Source organism: Bradyrhizobium sp. Leo78, assembly GCF_059512425.1.
This window is the reverse complement of sequence record NZ_JCAMOT010000027.1, coordinates 1-17,313: the sequence shown is the minus strand read 5'-3', so window position 1 is coordinate 17,313 and position 17,313 is coordinate 1. Positions and strand designations below refer to the sequence as shown.

Sequence of the window (17,313 nt, the reverse complement as noted above, 5' to 3'; positions counted from 1 at the left end):
ATCTTCACATTTCAAAGCAAAATCAGCCAGTTACACTATCACTACCCAACGCATATCGACAATTGGCTTCTTCATTGCATCTCCCGGGATGTTCGATCATGGCCTGTCTGATCCCCACGCATACCTCATCCGCAGATTCCGTATGGTTGTAGCCGCGGATTGTGCCGAAATTACCCGAAAAAGCGCCCTTCGGCGGCGGACTCGGATCGCTGACCCGGCGATTAACAATGGCGTGACATTGAGCTCAAATCTGAGTTAATCGCGCGTGAATTTAATCCTTGACTTCGATTGTGCAGCGCGACTAACAATGGCTTAACAAACGACGCGATGCACCTTAACATTGAACATGGTCGTGTCGGGTTAAGCTGGGCCTCTTCACTCTCGTTGTAGTTGTAGCACCTTCAACTTGCAGCACATTGGCGCTGACCGGCGTGTCAGCTGATCGGTGAAAAATCTTGGAATCTTGCCAGAGGGTACCATGGCCGTTACCTACTTGACGAAGACTGAGTTGGGTCAATTTCTCCACCACAGCGGCAACAACATCGAATCGAGTGTCAGATCGGCATTGATCGACTCGCTAGAGCAGAGCGGTGTGTTCAACGATGGGGGAGAGGATGGCACCAGGGGATGGTTTCAATCCGGACCATTTGCCGGTGGGCCGGTCGCTCCCACCATTCAGGTGCTGGACGTTAAAACCTCCACGACAGTCGACACGACGCCCAATCTGAAGGCGATCATCCTCGATGACGCCGGCGGCAAAACGCTTAACGTGACCGGTGCCGACAACGACGTATTCGTTGCAATGGGGAAGGGCTCCGACACGGTGCACCTGCACGATAGTGGCGATGATACGGTCTATGGCGGTGGCGGTAACGACCTGATCACCGGCGGACACGGCAACAGCTCGCTGTTTGGCGGTGCCGGCAACGACAGCATCTATGGCGGCACCGGCAACGACACGCTGGATGGCGGTAGCGGCAACGACTACCTGTTGGCTGGCACCGGTGCCCAGTCGCTGGTTGGCGGCGATGGCAACGATCTGATCAGGGATCTCACGTCCGGGCACAGCACGCTTTCGGGCGGCAGCGGCAATGACACCTTGGTCGGCGTGCAGGGCGATGTTTTCGAGGGTGGCAGCGGTAACGATCAGATCTGGCTCTATGGTGGCGCTGCGGGTGCGAACTCGACGCTGCAGGGCGGAGACGGCAACGATACCTTCCACATCCAGTCGCACTCCGGGAACGATACGATCATTGGTGGCAACGGCAACGATACCGTCGACTTTGCGGATCGTTCCTTCTTTGATGTCACCAAGATTGACGTTGATGCGAGCACGTCAACTTATACGCTCCACTTCAGTGACAACCAGACGGTTGCGGTCAGCGGAGTTGAAGATCTTCACTTCAACGACCAGGTCGTCACTCTGCCGAAACTCTAACTCGGCTGCTGAAGGTTATGCTGGTGAAGGCCCCGCTTCGGCGGGGCTTTTGCTTTTGTGATCAGAAGATGAGTCCAGGTGCGATTTACGCCTTTGTCAGGCCACATCGATCAGATGATGTCGTTTACACTTGATTTCGTATTGTTCTCACCCTCGTCCGATTGCGTCAGGAACCAGTCTTGTCCGCCAGTATGAAGCGCTTGCTCAATGCGGGCTCCGGCCCGGGACCTGCCCGCCGAATTGCTCGAATGGTTGGCGAGCAAGGTTGGGAGGAAGTGCGCTTCGACATCGATCCGGAAGTCAAGCCGGACGTTCTCGGCTCAATCCTTGATCTCGGCGGTTCCTTCGAGCCGCAATTATTCGATGCTGTCTGGTCGTCGCATGTGCTCGAGCATCTCTATGCGCACGAGGTCTTTCCAACGCTGCGTCAGTTCCATCGGGTCTTGAAACCCGACGGGTTTGCCTTGATCACAAGCCCGGATATCGAATCAGTCGCTCAATTCATTGTCGAGCACGGGATTGCCGCCGTCGCCTACAATTCGCCGGCGGGTCCGATCAGACCGCTTGACATGCTCTACGGCCATTCGCGCGCCATCGAGGAGGGGCATGTCTATATGGCCCATCGTACCGGATTTACGGCCGAGCGCCTTGGCAACCTGCTGTTGATGGCGGGCTTTCCAACCGTGTCGATAACAACGGAGAACTTCGAGGTTTGCGCGCTCGCGCTGATGCCCGAGGCCGATAGCGAGGGCATCCAGAGGACTTTGTTAGAAACGGGCTTTAATTTTCAGGAAGCGTCGGCCTAGACGCTCATCACGGCGCCGGTTCGGCTGGCAGTGCAACCTGCAGTCGACGGCTGCGAGCGTTCGCTATCACGGTAAATGTTAGTGTTCCTGTCGTTTTTGTTGTATATATGTTAGTGGAAGAACAGCGCGCCGCTGGTCGTGCAGCGGTGCGTGCGTAAAAGATCGTAACAGACGCTCGTAACAGATACATGGACTGAGCTTTCATGATCATCCAAGCGGTCGCCGAGAATACCGATGCGGATCCTGTGCCTCCGTCGGCGCTCGAGTGTCTGATCATCGTCGCTCGACAGCACGGGCTGCATCTCACCTCAACGCAGCTCATCAAAGACAACCTTCTGACCGATCAGGAAGTGACGCCCGATCAACTCGTCCGCTGCGCGGAAAAGGCGGGCATGCGGGCGAAGCTCGTCAAGCTCGATTGGGACGGGCTTTCCCATTTGAAAAAGGCGCTCCCCGCCATCGTCCGCCTGCGCAACGGAAGCCATATGGTGCTGTTGCGGGTCGACGGGGATGCCAACAACACGCGCCTCGTGTTGAGGGATCCGAATGCTGCGGAAGACGCGCTGCTCGTGATCGACCGGCCCCGCTTCGAGGACATCTGGTCCGGGGATGTTGTTCTGGTCAAGCGCAACTACGAGATCTCCGACGAATCGCAGCCGTTCAGTTTCGGTCTCGTGGCCGCGCTGATGTTCCGCGAGCGTCGGATGGTTCGGGACGTCGCAATCTCCGCGCTGATCCTCGGATTTCTTGGTTTGGCGCCGATCATGTTCTGGCGGCTGCTATCGGACAAGGTGATCTTCTACCAGGCATACAACACCTTCTATGTGCTGTGCCTCGCAATGCTGGTGATCATCGCTTTCGAGGCGACGTTCTCGTTCTTGAGGCAGTTTCTGGTTCATCGCCTGACGACCAGGCTTGACGTGAAGCTATCCACCTACGTCTTCGAAAGGGTTCTCAATCTTCCCATCGACTATTTCGAGCAGACTGCAGTCGGTCTGGTGGCCCGCGACATCCGCGAAGTGTTCCGCATTCGCACCTTCCTGATGGGGCAATTGTTCGGCACGATTCTGGATTCGACGACACTGATCTTCTTCCTACCTGTCATGTTCTTCTTCAGCCCGGTCATGACCTTGGTGGTCCTGGCGATGTCGGGATTGATCGTCGCATGGCTTATCTTGATGTTGCCGACTTACCGCAAGGCATCGGCCGCCGTCCTTGCAGCGGAAGGTGCGCAGGGCGCCTTCCTGGTTCAGACGCTCAACGGCATCCGGACGGTGAAGTCGCTCGCGCTCGATGCGAGGCAGCGCCATATGTGGGACGTGCTGGTCGCGCGCGTCTCCAGGGCCAGGCTTGCGGAAGGGATGACCGGAAACGCGATACAAGCGGTCGTGCGTCCGCTGGAGCGGTTGGCGGTAAGCGGTTCATATGCGCTCGGCGTCTATCTCGCGCTCGTCAGCAATGATCCCGTCGTCATCGGAGCGCTGTTCGCCTTTCTGATGCTGTCGCAGCGCGTGTCGGGTCCCCTGATGCAGATGGCACAACTTATCAATCAGTACGACGAAGCGCGAAGCGCGGTCGCCACCGTCGGCAACCTGGTCAACCAGCCTGCTGAAGAGGGGCGTTCCGGACATGGCGTCCGCTCCCCGCTTGTCGGCAGAGTGGAGTTTTCCGGCGTCACCTTCAAATACAAGGGCGCGGTCTCACCGACGCTGAACCGCATCTCCTTCGAAATTCCACAGGGAACCACGCTTGGCGTGATGGGCAAGAGCGGCTCCGGTAAGACAACGCTCACGCGTTTGCTGCAGCGGCTGCATTCGGACTATGACGGATTGATCAAGATCGACGGCATCGACGTTCGCGAATACGACGTCGACCATCTGCGCCGGAACGTCGGCGTCGTGCTGCAGGAGAACTTCCTGTTCAGCGGCACGATCCGGGAAAACATCTCCGCGGCCAAGCCGGATGCGACTTTCGATGACATCGTCAAGGCCGCGAGACTAGCGGGCGCTGAGGAATTCATCGACAAGCTCCCCCGCGGCTACGAAACCCAGATCTATGAAGGTTCGCCCAATCTGTCAGGAGGGCAGCGGCAGCGGCTTGCGATCGCGCGCGCGCTGATCGTCAATCCGCCGATCCTGATTCTTGACGAAGCGACCAGCGCGCTCGATGCCGACAGTGAGGCGATCGTGAACGCCAATATCTCGCGGATCGCGCATGGCCGGACGCTGATCATCATCTCGCACCGGCTGTCGTCGCTGACATCGGCCGACGCCATCCTGGTGCTCAATCGCGGCGTGGTCGACGACATCGGGCGCCACGAGGAGCTGTTGGAGCGCAACGACATCTACAGTTCGCTTTGGTACCAGCAGAATACGCATTTGGTGCCCGCGAACCGGAACGATAGACCGAACTTCCGGAGCCCGACCCTTGTCTCCTAATCAAGCGTCGCTTGCCACCGTTCGCCAATTCCAATCGGAGACCGACGCGATCCGGGAGGAGGCGGAGCCGCTCGTTGCCCGAGCCACCCTGTTTGTACTTTCCGCGTTCATGGTTGTGATCGTCGCGATTCTGTGCCTGACACGGATCGATCGCGTCATCACCAGCATTAGCGGCAAGATTGTGCCGGCCGGGCAGGTCAGCGTTTTGCAGGCGCTCGATCCCTCGATCATCAAGACGATCGACGTGCGGGAAGGCGAGCAGGTGCAGCCGGGACAATTGCTCGCGACGCTCGATGCGACCTTTACGTCAGCGGATTTGACTCAGGCGAAATTGCAGATCGCGAGCCTCGAGACGCAAGTGGCGCGCGACGAGGCCGAGCTGAAGCAGCAGCCGCTGGTGTTCCCCGACAAGTCGGACCCCGACTACCAGAAGTACGCGGCGCTGCAGAAGGCGCTCTATGATCAGCGGATGGCGCAATACACCGCCCAGCTCAACAGTTTTGAATCGAAGATCAAGCAGACGCAGGCGACGATCGAAAAGCTTCGCGGCGACGATGCCAGGTATCGGCAGCGCGACGAGGTTCTGCAGAAGATCGAAACGATGCGCACGACGCTTGCCGAGCACGGTACCGGCTCGCAGCTCAACATGTACATCTCCCAGGACACCCGGCTGGAATTGCTGCGGACGTTGGAGAATACCCATAACAGCTTGATCGAGGCGCAAAATACGCTGGGATCGCTGATCGCCGATCGTGACGCCTTCAAGCAGCAGTGGTTCGCGCAATTGAGCCAGGATCTGGTCACGACGCGCAACAAACTCGACGACGCGAGATCGGCTTATGACAAGGCGGAGAAGCACCAGGATCTCGTCCGCTGGACCGCCGCCGAACCCTCCGTGGTGCTGACCATGGCAAGGCTTTCGGTCGGCTCGGTCCTCAAGCCGGGCGATCCCTTCATCACACTCATGCCGGTCGATACCAAGCTCGAAGCGGAAATCAGGATATCGTCGCGGGATATCGGGTTCATCCGGGCTGGCGATCCCTGCACCATGAAGATCGACGCCTTCAATGCCGCGGAGCATGGCACGGCTGAAGGCAAAGTGCGCTGGATCAGCGAAGGCGCGTTTACGACGGATGAGGATGGAAAGCCGCTCGAATATGCCTACTACAAGGCGCGTTGTTCGGTGGACTCGTCCAATTTCAAGGACGTGCCGCATAATTTCCGCCTGATCCCCGGAATGACCCTTGCGGGCGATATCAATGTCGGCACCCGATCGGTCGGAATGTATCTGCTCGGCGGGATGCTCAAGGGCATTCGAGAGGCCATGCGCGAGCCATGACACTGTCGGCGCGATCGCTCTTTCAGTGGATTCGACCGGCTTCCGCGTTCTCCCAGGAAGGGCCGTTTGAGCGCGGAAAGGCTGCACACGAGAGCGGTCAGTATTTGGAGGCGCTCAAGCTCTGGAAGCTCGCGGCGCAAGCCGGTGAGGCCGAGGCGAGCTACCGGATCGGAATGCTTTATGCGAGGGGCGAGGGGGTCGTGAGAAGCGTCCCGGATGCTGCGATCTGGTACGAGCGTGCGGCACAACTCGGCAACATCGACGCGCAATTTCAGCTCGGCCTGATCTTTCTTTACGGGGCGAATCCGGTGCTCGGTCCTTATCGGCATGAGACATGGTACCAGTCGTCCGCGGCTCGGTTGGGGGACGAAGCGGCAAACGTGCAAGATCTGATCTTCCCGCACGGAACAAGCGTAGCGAAGGATGTCGACACCGCTTTTCGCTGGATATCGGCTGCGGCGGAAGGCGGGAAAGCCGAGGCGCAGACGGTCCTTGGCAACATGTACAGCGAAGGGCTGGGTTGCACGAAAGACTTCCAGACGGCGCTCGGATGGTTCCAGGCCGCGGCGGAGCAGAAGTGTGCGCCGGCCGAATTCGCGCTTGGCGATGTCTACTATCAGGGCCGGGGCGTCTCCGTCGATTTCGAGCGGGCCGCGATCTGGTATCGCAGGGCCGCCGATCAGGATCATGTGAGGGCGCAGGTTGCGCTTGCCTTCATGAACCTGAAGGGAGCGGGGATGCCCGAGGCTCCCGCCGAAGCGGCGCGCCTGTTCCAGAGCGCGGCAAAGCATGACGATGCGATCGCGCTCTACAACATCGGTCTGTTGCGCTTGAACGGCAAGGGCGTCATCAAAGATCTCGATCTGGCCGAAACCGCGTTACGCAAGGCGGCGCGCAAGGACTACCTTCCGGCGATCCAGGCGTTGGCGGAGTTCTATTCACACGGCGCAGGGGCCGAGCCGGATCTGCGTGAAGCGGCCACTTGGTACGAGAAGGCCGCCGAGCGAGGCGACGTGCAGGCGCAGTTCTTCATCGGGCGCTTCTATGCGACCGGAACCGGCGTCTCCCCGAACATTCGTCAAGCCGCAAAGTGGTTCGAGCGTGCGGCCGAGAACGGCCACGCCACCGCCGCGTTCAACGTCGCGATCTTCTATCTCAACGGCTCCGGCGTCGAACGTAATGTGGAAACCGCGATCAAGTGGTTTGAGCGCGCTTCGGAGGGCGGCATCAGCGCCGCGCAGGTGCAACTCGGCAGGCTCTACTCCGCAGGCAACGGCGTTCCGCGCGATCAAAAGCTCGCGGGAGAATGGCTCAGCAAGGCTGCTGTTGGCGGGGATCCTGACGCCAAGACCGCCTATGCGCTGTTCCTTTTGCATCACGATGGCTCGGCGGACCGACTTGCGCAGGTGCAGTCATTGTTGACCGAAGCTGCTGAAGCCGGCTACGCGCCCGCGGCCTTCCAGCTCGGCGCGATGCAAATGGGCAAGTTCGGTGGGGTTGCGGATGTTCGAGGCGCTATCCCATGGTTTACGCGCGCGGCCAAAGCAGGCCATGTCGAAGCCCAATACACCCTTGCGCTACTATTTGCCGATCCGAACAGCGGCGTGAATGATGCACGAGCATCAGCGACCTGGATGACCGCGGCCGCGCGCGCAGGCAATGCGGCCGCGCAGTTCCAGCTTGCCGTCATGTATTGCACCGGCAATGGCGTTGCCCAGGATGTTGCTCAGGGTGTGACCTGGTACGAATCCGCCGCGCAGCAGGGACACACGGTTGCGCAGTACAACCTCGCTGTGATGCTCGGAAGAGGGCAGGGCCGCGAAGCGGATCCGAAGAAGGCGGCCGAATGGTTTCAGAAAGCCGCGGAGCAGGGAATGGCGGAAGCGCAGCTGGCGGTGGGAGACGCGCTGATGTCGGGCGCCGGCGTTGCACAGGATAGGGACATGGCGGTGCATTGGTATCAACAGGCGGCGCGACAGAACAATGAAGGCGCAGTGCGCCGCCTGAGGGCGATCGGCCTGACGTTGGTGGACACTGAGCGATGAAGAAGGATGTTGTTCGTTCTGGAGCGGAAAGATGCAAAAGGAGGCAAGCAACAACAACAATTCGGGCACAACTGAAGCTTGCTTTCATATCGAAGACAGAAAGAGTGCGCTAATCTCGCGCTTGCGACGTAAAGTGCTCAACGCTGAAGTGAATGTGTGACGATGGCTGATTTTCTTTCGAAACTCGCGCGCGACGCCGGCCAAAAGGAGCCTCGGATGAGGCGCGGTGCGATCGCAAGGGCTCAACTCAAGGGAGAGACAAGCGTCGCAAAGATAAACGGCGCGGCTGCCAAGGAGCCCGTGAGCAAGCAACCAGAGCTTCCGCCTTCGCCCGATCCGGCTGCACGAGCCGTCGATCTCACGGATGCTGCGCGAACGCTCAAGGGGCTTGGGCTGTTCGATGAAAACTTTTATGCGACGAGCTACCCGGACGTGATCGCCGTCGGCGCCGATCCGTTCGAGCACTTCTTCCTCTATGGCTACAAGGAAGGCCGCAAGCCCAATCCGATCTTCGATCCGATCTGGTACGTCACGACCTATCCCGATGTGAAGGACGTGGATGTGCAGCCGCTACTGCACTATGCATCGATCGGCGAGCCCGAAGGGAGGCGGCCGAGCCCGTATTTCCAGCCTGCCTGGTATCGCGAGAAGTACGGCATACCGGAGAAGGAGAGTCCGCTCGCGCACTATCTGAAAAACCGGATCGGTCCGTTCAGCCCGATTCCGGAATTCGATGCGCACTACTATCTGCAGACCTATCAGGACGTCGCGACCGCAGGCGTCGATCCGTTCGAACACTTCATCTTCCACGGTTACAAGGAAGGACGAAACCCGTCGGCGGAGTTCGATACAAAATTTTACATCCAGCGCTACTTCAAGGGGAAGACCGACCAGAATCCGCTGCTGCACTATCTGGAGCATCGGCACGAGGACGGCATCTATCCGTCGCCGCCGGAAAACGAAGCCACTATCCCGGCCGAGATCAAGCGCTTCACCAAGCCGAGCGCGCAGTTCGAGGAACTGCGTCCCTTGCCCGCAAGTGCCAAGCCGCGTGCAAAGCTCCTGGCCTATTACCTGACCCAGTTTCACGCCTTCCCTGAGAACGACAAATGGTGGGGCACCGGCTTCACCGAATGGACCAACATCGCGCGCGGCGTGCCGCGGTTCAAGGATCACTATCAGCCGCGGATCCCGCGCGATCTCGGCTTCTACTCGCTCGGCGACATCGAAACCATGCGCAAGCAGGCGAGGCTCGCCCAGGCGGCGGGTGTCTACGGCTTTGTGTATTACTACTACTGGTTCAACGGCAAGCGTCTGCTGGAGAGGCCGCTCGAGCAGTTCTTGAAGGCGCGCGACATCAACATGCCGTTCTGCCTGATGTGGGCGAACGAGAACTGGACGCGGCGCTGGGACGGTATGGAAGGCGAGGTCCTAATCTCGCAGGACTATCTCGCCGACGACGACGAGCGCTTGTTGTCGGACTTCAACCGGCACTTCAAGGACAAGCGTTACATCCGCATCCAGGGCCGGCCGCTCCTGATGATCTATCGTCCGCGCCTCATTCCGGACACCGCCAAGGTGATTGCGCGCTGGCGCTCCATTTTCGCGAAGAAGTTCAACGAAGATCCGATCATCATCATGAGCCAGAGCTTTGATGATTACGATCCTGCTCCGAACGGCATGGATGGCGCGATCGAGTTTCCGCCGCATAAGCTCACCAAATATGTCCCGCTGGTCAACTCCGAAGCCAAGATCCTGGACGATACCTACTCAGGCCAGATCTACAGCTACGACGACGTCGCCAAATATTCCATCGAGGAGCCGCGTCCGAATTTTCCGCTGATCAAGACGGTCGTCCCGAGCTGGGACAATGACGCGCGCCGCCAGGGCACGGGTCTGGTGATCCAGGGCTCGACGCCGCAGAAATACGAGGCGTGGCTGGCGACTCTGGTCGAGCAGGCGCAAAAGCACACGTTTTTCGGAGATGCGTTCGTCTGCGTCAATGCCTGGAACGAGTGGTGCGAAGGTGCCTATCTCGAGCCGGATCTGCATTTCGGATCGGCGTACCTGAACGCCACCGCGCGTGCTGCCACCGGCCTGACGCGCGACCTTTCGCTGCCAAAGATTCTGCTGATCGGGCACGATGCGTTCCCGAGCGGCGCGCAGCATTTGTTGCTCAATATCGGCAGGACGTTGCGGAGCGCCTTCAACATTGAGGTCGAGTATCTATTGCTGCAGGGCGGCGCGATGGAGTCCGAATACGCGTCGGTTGCTCCACTCACCGTTCTCAAGCAGGCCTCCGAAATCCCGGCGACCTTGCGGCACTTCCGGGAGAAGGGGTTCACGGCCGCGATCGCCAACACTTCGGCGAGCGGACGCGCCACCAAGTTCCTCGCCGAAATGGGTTTTCGCACCATTTCGCTGGTGCACGAACTGCCGCGGATCCTTCGCGAGAAGAATCTCGAGGACGTTGCACGGATGGCGATCGGCAGCGCACAGCACGTCGTGTTTGCCTCCGAATTCGTCCGCGACAGGCTGATGGAAGCGCTCAAACTCGACGCCGGTGACGGGCGATTCATGATCCGCGCGCAAGGCAGCTACAAGCAGATCGAGCCGGCGCCGGCGGAAGCCGTCTTGGTTCGCAAGGAGCTTGGCATCGCCCCCACCGACAAGATGGTGCTTGGGGTCGGCTATGCCGACCTGCGCAAAGGGTTCGATTTGTTCCTGCAGGTTTGGAACTTGGTTCGGCAACAGCATCCGAACGTCCATTTCTGCTGGGCTGGCGGCATCGATCCCGGCCTGCAGGAATGGTTGGGGCCTGAAATCAAGCGCGCCGAGGCAACCGGCCGTTTCCATCTCGCCGGCTTTCGTTCCGACATGCAGGCGCTCTATTCCGCTTCCGATATCTACGCCCTGACCTCGCGCGAGGATCCATTCCCGACGGTCGCGCTGGAGGCGCTCAGCGTTGGCGTGCCCGTGGTTGCCTTTCAGGACTCCGGCGGTATCCCCGGCTTCCTTCTCAAGGAGAATGTCGGCCGCGTCGTGCCGTATTGCGACGTGCCGGCGATGGCGCAAGCCGTAGAGAACTTCCTGCGTCGGCCGCCATCTGAGCCCGAGCGCAACCGCATGACCGAGATCATCCAGACCAAATTCGCGTTCGCAGACTATGTCCGCGATCTGCTCCGGCTTGCGGTTCCTTCGCTGCCGACCATCTCGGTCGCGGTTCCCAACTACAATTACGCGCATTGTCTCCCGGAGCGGCTCTACACTATCTTCGACCAGAACCATCCGGTCGAGGAGATCATCGTGCTGGACGACTGCTCCTCCGACGACAGCATCTCCGTCATCATGAAGCTCGCCGACGAGCGCCAGCGCGATCTCACACTCGTCATCAACGAGCAGAATTCCGGTTCCGTGTTCGCGCAATGGGCCAAAGCGGCGGAGATGGCGAGGGGCGAGTTCCTCTGGATCGCCGAAGCCGACGATCTCTCCGAGCCCACCTTCCTCTCAAGCCTGCTCGCATTGATGAATGGTGATCCCGACATCGCGTTCGGTTTCAGCGACTCGAAATCCATCGATGCCGACGGCTCCCATCTCTATGCGAGCTACAAACCGTATTACGCCACCATTGAGCCCGGCGCATTGTCGCGGACCGAGGTGTTTGACGGCCGCGATTTCGTGACCCGCTACCTCGGTGTCAAGAACACCATCCTGAACGTCAGTTCGGTACTGTGGCGCCGCGAGGCGTTGTTGCGCGCGCTCGAAGCCTGCCGCGGTGACCTTCGCGACCTTCGCATGGCCGGCGACTGGCGCATCTATCTGGAGGCGCTCGGCACGCGAGGCGCCAAGGTCGCTTACGTCGCCGATCCTCTCAACATCCACCGTCGCCACGCCGCAAGCGTCACGCATTCGCTGAAGGCGCAGAAACATATCGCGGAGATCGATAGCATGCACCGTATCGCCCGCGAGCGATTTGGTTTCGCGGACCGCGAAACCAAATCGCAGGCCGCCTATCTGGAAGAGGTGACTACGCAACTGCTCGGCGCGCCGCTGGAAGCGGAGAAGCCGAAGCGGGCCACGGAAAAGCTGCCCGCCAAGGTAAGTGCCAAGGCGTAGGGATCTGGGAATAACGAGTAGAGGTTGGGGTTATCAATGTTCGTTCCGTCTGCCGTTTCGATGCTCAACTCGCTGAAGATCGATTATGCGACCTTCGAAAACGGGGGACGGGTTGAAATACCTGCCAGACTTTTCAAGCTGTTGCTTCAGATTGCGTTGGCGTCAGCTGACTTCGACGAGGATGGCTATTTGAGAGAGAACCCGGATGTAGCGAAGGCGCTCGGCAGTGGTGAGATTGAGAGCGCTCACATGCATTTTATTGGATTTGGCTATTTTGAGGGGCGGCAGGGCGGCGGTCCCGAAGTTGACGAGGAGTGGTATACGCAGAAATATCCAGACGTCGCCGCTGCCATTCGCGAAGGAAAGATCAAGTCAGCCAAGCAGCATTTTCATTTGATCGGCGGTGCGGAAGGACGAAGTCCGAACCTCGATCAGGAGGAGAATGCAGCACAGTGGAAGAAAGCGCTGCGATCCTGACAAGGCGTCGCAAACGCTTTTCCGAAGTGTGGCAGCCCTGGATTGTCACACATCTGTAATGTCGCCGGGTTGTCAATTTGCATGAAATCACTCCGACTCAATGCCCGATATAACTCGGCCTCCTTGCAGGCTCTCGCTGTGTGCGTTCTTTCGGTGGTGTTGATGAGTTGGCCGGCGTTGGCCGGAGACGACGTCCTGATCGGCGCTCTTCGCTGGGATAACTGGACCTCGAAGAGTCCCGAGGTGAAGGTCCTAGCGCAACCGGAGTGGAAGGATCGCGTTCCCTTTTTTGCGCACTATGACGAGCAGGGGCACCTGACCATCTCGGGTGACATGGACAATGTTCTGACGGCTGAGGTGGCTTATGCCTACTCAGCGGGGATCGACTATTTTGTATTTGGCTTTTATCCAGAGACGGGGTCGTGGGGGCGAAACGTAACTGATTCGTTGGCGCTCAATCGCGCACTCGCAACTTACCTTCGCCTGAAGGATCGGAAGGGCATACGTTTCGCCGTCTCGCTCAATCAAAGCTTTCCGGAACAGGACGTCGCCGACATATCCGAGAGCATCGCGGCGTTCGTCGCCGACAAAGGCTACGTTCGTACTGTAAATGGCAGCGCTCCCTTGTTCGTCTTTACGCAGAATCCGAAGGGATGGGGAGCGGTCTATGGGAGCGATGAAGCCGCGAGGCGGGTCGTTCAGCAGATAAAAAAGCGTGTATACGAGAAGTCGGGAGTAAATCTGCTCTTCATTCTCGAATACCCGGATCCCGCGGTTGCAGCCGAGCAGGCGCGCAATACCGGCATGGATATGGCTAGCGCCTATTCGACTTTCTCGCCACCTCGGCCGGGGGAACATGTGTTTTCGGATTGCGTTGCCAACAACTCGAACCATTGGGGGCGTGCGAGCAATGCGGGATTTCCGTTCGTGCCCAATGTTACGCTTGGATGGGACCCGCGGCCGCGGGACTCAGTTAGAGTTCGTGAGGGCAAGGAGCCGCAGGTCAAATCCTGGTGCGATCCACCTCAAGACAACAATCTGAAACAACTGCTTCAGTCGGCTTTCCATGCTGTCGCAAGTCAACCCGGCCCTTTGCCATTCCGGAGTGTTCTCGTCTATGCTTGGAATGAATTCACTGAGGGCGGGTGGCTTGCTCCAACCTGGAATGGCGGAACGGCGAAGCTCGACGAGTTCCGCAAGGCGACCGGCCGAAATCGGACGATCGATCGCGTAACGATCACTTGGCCCGACGCAGCCAAGAGCGATCGATGTCCTGTGAGAACCGGGGAGCGAGATCGAAAGGAAGTCCTGCAACAATGCTCTCGCAACGTCGAGGTGGGTGAGGTGCCGCGATGGCCATGTCCACCAGGGATGCGTTCGTCGCAAGACCGTGTTCGGGCGCCGACCGGTCTTGAGGCGCTTTACTGGTCCGGACTTTGGATCGAGCGGACGTGTATCGGCGGTTAATGTGCACCGTGACGATCAGTGACAGTCTGAAATTGCGCCTTCGTTCATTCCGTCACGAGTTGGTTGACGGTCCTCTTGGGAGTTATAGGTGAGTTCGCCTCTCAGAAAATGGCACGAACAGATACAATCCAATGCGGCTTCGATCGCGGAGCGCAAGTCGGATTTCAAGATCCTTTTAAAGACAAAAAATGACCGCTGGCTTTTGAAGGAATGGATCGAGCACCATGCACCTATATGCGGCATGGATTCGCTGATCATTTTCGATAACGATTCCAGCGATGAGCACGTGCTTGAAATCTACGAAAGCAGTCATCCTGACCTGCTCATCTACAACTTCTCGGGTCACCACAACAATCTGCACTTTGTTGACAAGAATCCGGAGTTGTATCGGGCTCTGGCGGAGTCCTGTCGCTTTTTCATCTTTCTCGATACCGATGAGTTCCTGCACTGGATAGATGGCAGTGGCCACTACGATACCAATATAGCCGATCGTCTCTCCAGGCAGCTCGGAGAGGCGGAAGGAGATTTCCTTTGTGGCACCTGGCTCCCGAACGTCGCCTGGGATGCAACCAGATATTGGATCGGCGAGGACAACAAGATCTTGCTTGATGGCGTGAAGTGGGGGAAGCCGCTACTCAAGGCATCGTCGCTGAGAAACGCATTCATCAACCATAACATTCAGGCGCGCGAATGCGGTCTCTTGCCGGCGCGGTGCGGCTCGCTCGTGGTGCAACATCGCAACCGCGTTCACCGTGAGCAGAGATTGATGTCGAATATCAACAAGCTCCGGCAGCGCCGTGTGATCGTCGAGCTCGATGAAAGTGTCGAGCGCATACACGACCGAATTTCGCAAGCAACGGATCCGAACATCGTTCTCTATTTGAGGGAAATACTCGAATTGAGAAATGCGGACGGGGCTGGCAAGAGCTACGTGCGCGGGTTTGTCAAGTTCGGTCCGGATGGCCGGCTGGAATTTCCCGGCAGCAGCGAAAAGGAGATGCTTCTCTCGTTTGTTAACTCACCGGCGGACATCATCGCGCTTGGCCTGGCACAGCACTCATCCTCCTGATCGCTGGTTGGTTGGGAACTTCTGTATGTTATATATGTTATATGTCTGACCGGACGGGAGGAACTTAACGTCGCAGTAGCGCCACGGACTGGTTGAATTCGACGTCCGGCGTCCATGAGCTGCTCGGCACCGTGTCATTCAGTGAACCAGTAGAGAAAAACAATGTCCGATAGATCGAGCCTGGACGTTTCCGCTGAGAAAATAGGTCACGCCTGGAAGGAGAGTGCCTACTACGACGATGCAGAGCGTTGGACCAAGACGATTTTTTGGAATCCTGAGACGATTTTTTCGAAGCTGTTTTCTCGTCTCGATCTTACTACGGTAATTGAACTGGCTTGCGGTCGCGGTCGGCATGCGGAGCAAATCGCGTCTCAATGCGGTTCGCTGCTCGTTGTCGACATACATGAAGAGAATATCGAGTTTTGCAAGAGCCGATTGGCGCATCATCGGAATGTCTCTTATCTCAAGAACAACGGCTACGAGTTTAGCGGCGTTCCGAATAATTCGATGACAGCGATCTATTGCTATGACGCAATGGTGCATTTTAGCCCTGATCTCGTTGAGAACTACCTCAAGGAAACGGCACGTGTTCTTGCGCCAGGGGGGATGGCTCTCTATCACCACTCCAACTACGACGCACCGAACACCACCAGCTATGGGGCAAATCCTCACGCGCGTAACCATATGACGTTTGATCTGTTTTCGGAGTATGCGCGCAACGCCGGCCTTTTGATCGAAGAGAGCCACCCCATCAAATGGGCTCGGCTCGACGATTTGGACCGGGTGACCCTGCTAAGGCTTAGAGCGCTTTCGAGCGAAGTCGATGCCGGGTCGCGTGAGGCGTCTGAACAGAAGTCCAGAGCTTCGGCTCTGATTCAATCAGAACCGAACATGCTGTAGGCCGAGCCGGTCACTGCGGGTCGAGGCGATGCCTCTGGAGTAGCTGCTGGGCTCGTTCGCTGTCGAGTTGAAGCGGCCTTTGAAAGACCGACATGTTGTTCGCTCGGGCGACTTCCCGGGCGATCTGCCTGACTACATGGTATTGGGGTCGACTGGCAAAATCGTGTATCGCGATGAACGTCCCCGGCGGCGAGTGAAGAAGGCATTGCGTAAAGCAAGCGACCCGGAACCGGCCATCGATGAAGTAGAGGTCAGCGTTGCGACTTTCGGGCCTTTGCCAGATGCTCTCGTGATACTGGGGCCATGAGCTCTCTCGTTCCCGGTCTGCCGGAAACCCCCACTCTCGAAGCTTGCCGATGTCGATGTAAACCAAATCAGGTTTTGTAGGGCAATCCTTCGTTGCATTGGCGACGTTGGCAAGCCACTCCTGAGATGAGTCAATCGAAATGACCCACTCTTTTCTCATCTGGGAAGCCAGCCACGTGCTGCCGCCTGATCCAAACTCCAGATACCGGTCGGACAGATTCAGAAAGCTCTTGAACAGGCTCTGTTCGTGACTATCCATCGCAAGTTGCATTGTATGTCCCGTTGCTCCATGCGAGCCCGATCAATAGGATCGCTGGAATGGAGTTCTACGATTCAGTGTGCTGTTGCCGACAGGCTCAACCCGACCCGCTTGGCTTGATATCCCCGCTCCAAAATCCCGCGCCACCAGGGTTGCTGGTCGATGTACCAGTGCACGGTCTTGGCGATGCCGGTCTCGAAATTCTCTTCCGCGCGCCAGCCGAGATCACGTTCCAGCTTGGAAGCATCGATGGCATAGCGGCGGTCGTGGCCGGGGCGATCGGCGACGAAGGTGATCAGGTCGCGGCGGGCACCTTGTGCGCGCGGTGCGATCTCGTCGAGGAGATCGCAGATGGTTTCGACCACATGCAGGTTGCTGCGCTCGTTGCGGCCGCCGACATTGTAGGTCTCGCCGACGGCGCCGTGCTCGAGCACCAGCGTCAGCGCCTTCGCGTGGTCCTCGACATAGAGCCAGTCGCGGATGTTCTTTCCGTCGCCATAGACGGGCAGGGGCTCGCCGGCCAGGCCCTTGATGATCATGTGCGGGATCAGCTTTTCCGGAAAGTGATAGGGGCCGTAATTGTTCGAGCAGTTGGTGACCAGCGTCGGCAAATCGTAGGTCTCGCGCCAGGCGCGCACCAGATGGTCGGAGGA

12 protein-coding genes are annotated in these 17,313 nt (G+C 58.5%); 10 read left to right on the top strand and 2 right to left on the bottom strand.

Features of this window, described 5'->3' with window-relative positions; all coding sequences use genetic code 11:
• Positions 1-478: 478 nt before the first annotated feature.
• From AC5ZG1_RS28625 to AC5ZG1_RS28580, 10 genes are all read left to right on the top strand, one after another.
• Entirely contained in the window at positions 479-1,438 is a 960-nt protein-coding gene (locus tag AC5ZG1_RS28625; protein WP_130225304.1) for a calcium-binding protein, read from the top strand.
• A 191-nt stretch (positions 1,439-1,629) separates the two neighbouring features.
• Complete coding sequence (locus AC5ZG1_RS28620; RefSeq protein ID WP_080663923.1) at positions 1,630-2,244, top strand: class I SAM-dependent methyltransferase; 615 nt, start codon at positions 1,630-1,632, stop codon at positions 2,242-2,244.
• 203 nt (positions 2,245-2,447) lie between these two features.
• Positions 2,448-4,682, top strand: coding sequence for a peptidase domain-containing ABC transporter (locus AC5ZG1_RS28615; protein ID WP_496134766.1), 2,235 nt, complete (start codon positions 2,448-2,450; stop codon positions 4,680-4,682).
• Positions 4,672-6,021 (top strand): HlyD family type I secretion periplasmic adaptor subunit, encoded by a 1,350-nt coding sequence (locus AC5ZG1_RS28610; protein WP_496134765.1) that lies wholly within the window; start codon positions 4,672-4,674, stop codon positions 6,019-6,021. Before AC5ZG1_RS28615 ends, AC5ZG1_RS28610 begins: the two co-directional genes overlap by 11 nt.
• Positions 6,018-8,066, top strand: a complete 2,049-nt coding sequence (locus AC5ZG1_RS28605) for a tetratricopeptide repeat protein (RefSeq protein ID WP_496134764.1) — start codon at positions 6,018-6,020, stop codon at positions 8,064-8,066. The genes AC5ZG1_RS28610 and AC5ZG1_RS28605 overlap by 4 nt, the downstream gene beginning before the upstream one ends.
• Before the next feature lie 300 nt (positions 8,067-8,366).
• Positions 8,367-12,182, top strand: coding sequence for a glycoside hydrolase family 99-like domain-containing protein (locus AC5ZG1_RS28600; RefSeq protein WP_496134763.1), 3,816 nt, complete (start codon positions 8,367-8,369; stop codon positions 12,180-12,182).
• A 36-nt stretch (positions 12,183-12,218) separates the two neighbouring features.
• Positions 12,219-12,659, top strand: a complete 441-nt coding sequence (locus tag AC5ZG1_RS28595) for a hypothetical protein (protein WP_028166700.1) — start codon at positions 12,219-12,221, stop codon at positions 12,657-12,659.
• Between the two features lie 81 nt (positions 12,660-12,740).
• Positions 12,741-14,126 (top strand): glycoside hydrolase family 71/99 protein, encoded by a 1,386-nt coding sequence (locus AC5ZG1_RS28590; RefSeq protein ID WP_496134762.1) that lies wholly within the window; start codon positions 12,741-12,743, stop codon positions 14,124-14,126.
• A gap of 88 nt (positions 14,127-14,214) precedes the next feature.
• A complete protein-coding gene (locus AC5ZG1_RS28585; RefSeq protein WP_463326808.1) occupies positions 14,215-15,195 on the top strand; it encodes a glycosyltransferase family protein in 981 nt (326 codons plus the stop codon).
• Positions 15,196-15,357: 162 nt separating this feature from the next.
• Positions 15,358-16,095, top strand: a complete 738-nt coding sequence (locus AC5ZG1_RS28580) for a class I SAM-dependent methyltransferase (RefSeq protein WP_496134761.1) — start codon at positions 15,358-15,360, stop codon at positions 16,093-16,095.
• A 10-nt stretch (positions 16,096-16,105) separates the two neighbouring features.
• On the opposite strand, the gene AC5ZG1_RS28575 is transcribed toward AC5ZG1_RS28580, so the two are convergent.
• Both AC5ZG1_RS28575 and AC5ZG1_RS28570 read right to left on the bottom strand, forming a co-directional pair.
• Positions 16,106-16,672 carry a hypothetical protein gene (locus AC5ZG1_RS28575; protein ID WP_245474660.1) on the bottom strand — a complete coding sequence of 189 codons (567 nt, stop codon included), beginning with the start codon at positions 16,670-16,672 and terminating at the stop codon, positions 16,106-16,108.
• A 62-nt stretch (positions 16,673-16,734) separates the two neighbouring features.
• Positions 16,735-17,313, bottom strand: a 579-nt coding sequence (locus tag AC5ZG1_RS28570) for a dTDP-glucose 4,6-dehydratase (RefSeq protein ID WP_496134760.1), incomplete at its 5' end; no start/stop codon positions are given.